Source organism: Campylobacter concisus (assembly GCF_902460875.1).
Lineage (GTDB): Bacteria > Campylobacterota > Campylobacteria > Campylobacterales > Campylobacteraceae > Campylobacter_A > Campylobacter_A concisus_AA.
On the sequence record NZ_CABPVR010000024.1, the window covers coordinates 1 to 2,495 of the forward strand.

At 30.7% G+C, this 2,495-nt stretch carries 3 protein-coding genes and 1 pseudogene; all 4 read left to right on the forward strand.

Annotation, left to right across the window (positions count from 1 at the left end):
* Window positions 1–258: pseudogene (locus tag F3H01_RS09065) on the forward strand (type 4a pilus biogenesis protein PilO); the annotation flags it as partial.
* Complete coding sequence (locus F3H01_RS09070; RefSeq protein WP_180999661.1) at window positions 258–671, forward strand: hypothetical protein; 414 nt, start codon at window positions 258–260, stop codon at window positions 669–671. The pseudogene F3H01_RS09065 and the gene F3H01_RS09070, both read left to right, overlap by 1 nt.
* On the forward strand, window positions 649–2,169 hold the full coding sequence (gene mshL, locus F3H01_RS09075; protein ID WP_085657363.1) for a pilus (MSHA type) biogenesis protein MshL: 1,521 nt from the start codon (window positions 649–651) through the stop codon (window positions 2,167–2,169). Before F3H01_RS09070 ends, mshL begins: the two co-directional genes overlap by 23 nt.
* A partial coding sequence (locus F3H01_RS09535) for a P-loop NTPase fold protein (RefSeq protein ID WP_262483519.1) occupies window positions 2,162–2,495 on the forward strand: 334 nt, incomplete at its 3' end. The genes mshL and F3H01_RS09535, both read left to right, overlap by 8 nt.

A 2,495-nucleotide genomic window follows, 5' to 3' on the forward strand; every position in this document is an offset into this window, starting at 1 on the left:
ATCGTATATTTAGCAAAGCAAAATAATATAAAAATTTTAGAGTTAAAAAGTGATATAAAAGAGCCAAATTTCCAAAAGATTGAGCAAATTTTAAATATTGACTTGACATTTTTGGGAGGTTTTAAAGATATGCTTTCATATATAAATGGACTTGAAGAATCAAAGCTAGTAGTTGATCTTCATAAAATGGATGTAAATTCTACCCAAAAAGAGCTTGGCGCTAAGATATCAATATCTGTTTGGGGGATGAAATACTAATGAAAATAAAAATTTTATTGGCTTTTTTATTTTTAAATATTGCTTTTGCTAATCAGCTTCAAGAGGAAATGGACTCTTATGATAAAATTTTTGAAAAAATAAAGGAAAAAAGAAGCGGTCTTAGCGATATTGAGCTTTCGAGCATAAAAAATCCTTTTAAGCAAGAACCTATCAAGACGATAACAGATCAAAATTTATCAATTATCACTCAAGCTTCAAAAGGGCTTAGTTTAAAAGCAATTTTATTAAACAAAGCAAATATTGATTCCAAGTGGTATGCTGTCGGTGATATTGTTGATGGTTACAAAATAGCCAACATTACTAGAAATAGTGTTTTTTTAGTAAAAGGCGATGAAAAACAAGAGCTAATTTTAAAAAATGGAAGTAAAAATGTTGAGATTAAAATTAAATAAAATATTAATAATAGGTGCACTTATTTGCTTGAATATGAATTATGCTAGTGCCAACGAAAGTAGTTGTTTAAGCAAGAATTTTAATATGAAAATTTCAGATGACGTTGCACTAGTAGATGTGTTAAATCAGCTTTCAGAGATGTGTAACTTCAGTATTGTTGCAAAGGACACTTACAGCAAAACAGAGCTAAAAGATAAAGTTTTTGGCGTTAATATCAGAAATATGAGTCTTAGCGAAGTTTTTGACCTACTTTTAAGTGAGAAAAATTTAAGCTACGAGTTTTCAAATAATGTATTAAAAATTTCATCTTTAAAAACTCAAATTTTTAAACTAGATTATATAACTTCTATTAGAGAAGGAACTGCTGTCACCCAAGCTTCAGTGGATGCTACTCCATCTGAAATTTCTAGTGGTTCAAGTAGTAGCGATAATTCCCAAGATGATAGTTCTCAAGGCTCAAGCAACCTTATAAAAACTACTGAAAGGTTTGACTTTTGGGAAAAACTAGATGCTGAGCTCAAAGCTATTTTAAATAATAGTAGCGAACATATTACAGCGCCTGATCCTATCATAAATCAAAATGCGGGCCTTATCACTGTTACGGCCACTCCTTCTCAACTTAAGCGAGTTGAGAAATATATAGATGAAATGCAAAAAAGACTAAAAAAACAAGTAATTATTGATGTTTCTATTATTTCAGTTGAGTTAAATAATGAATACAAGCAAGGCGTTGATTGGAGTAAATTTGAACTTGGATTTAATACATACATTGGTAATTCAAGAAACAATCCGAGCTCAAGTGCAACTTGGACAAATAAAGGAAATAGCCTAAGTGATGGATTTGGACGCACATTAAATATCGCAGCTAATTTAAATTTTAGCCTTGATGGAATGATAAATTTTCTTGAGACAAATGGAAAGACAAAGGTTATATCAAGCCCAAAAGTAACAACACTTAATAATCAGCAAGCACTAATCTCGGTTGGCGATAACATAAACTACCGTGTTCAACAAAAGACTGACAATGGAAACAGCAATAGTGATAGGTTAACAACTACTTATAAACAATACTCTGTTTTTATAGGTATATTATTAAATTTATTACCAGAAGTTTCTGATAATAATAAAATCATGCTTCGAATCAATCCATCACTTAGTAACTTTAAATACGCAGAAGACGACACAAGACAAAATGCGTTAAGAGAGATTGCTCCAGATACAGTACAAAAGAAGCTTTCAACTGTTGTTCAAGTTGATAGCGGCGATACTATTATTCTTGGTGGATTAATAGGCCAGACAAAGGGTAAAAATAATACTTCTGTACCTCTTCTTTCTGATATCCCACTTATAGGTGGTGTCTTTAAAAGCACAAGAGACAATATAAAAACAACAGAGCTTATCTTTGTCATCACTCCTCATGTAGTTGATTTTGACAAAAAAAAGCCACTTAATCAATCACTAAAAGACTTAGGTTTTTCTAAAACGATCTATGAATAACAAGAATATTTATACAGATATAAAAGATATCTTTATCAACGAAGACGAAGTAGCTGATTTTGTTAATCTAGATAACTCAATCACTTGTTACAATAAGATCGTCTCGGCTCTAAAAAAGCCATTAAAACTTATACTTTTTTATGGCAAGCCTGGCAGTGGAAAGACCTTTTTGCTAAACAAGATAGCCTCTGATCTTCAAAAGGATAAAAAATTAATTTTTTTCCCACATCCTTTTTTTAGCGAAGCTACATTTATAGAAGCTCTTTGTGAAGATATATACGGAAATAAAATTGATAATATAAATAATTTTGAAAGTTTTGTTGCAC

Bases quoted from the DNA above. Each gene is read 5' to 3' on its own strand.
- F3H01_RS09070 (WP_180999661.1), top strand. From the start codon at position 258: ATGAAAATAAAAATTTTATTGGCTTTTTTATTTTTAAATATTGCTTTT.
- mshL (WP_085657363.1), top strand. From the start codon at position 649: ATGTTGAGATTAAAATTAAATAAAATATTAATAATAGGTGCACTTATT.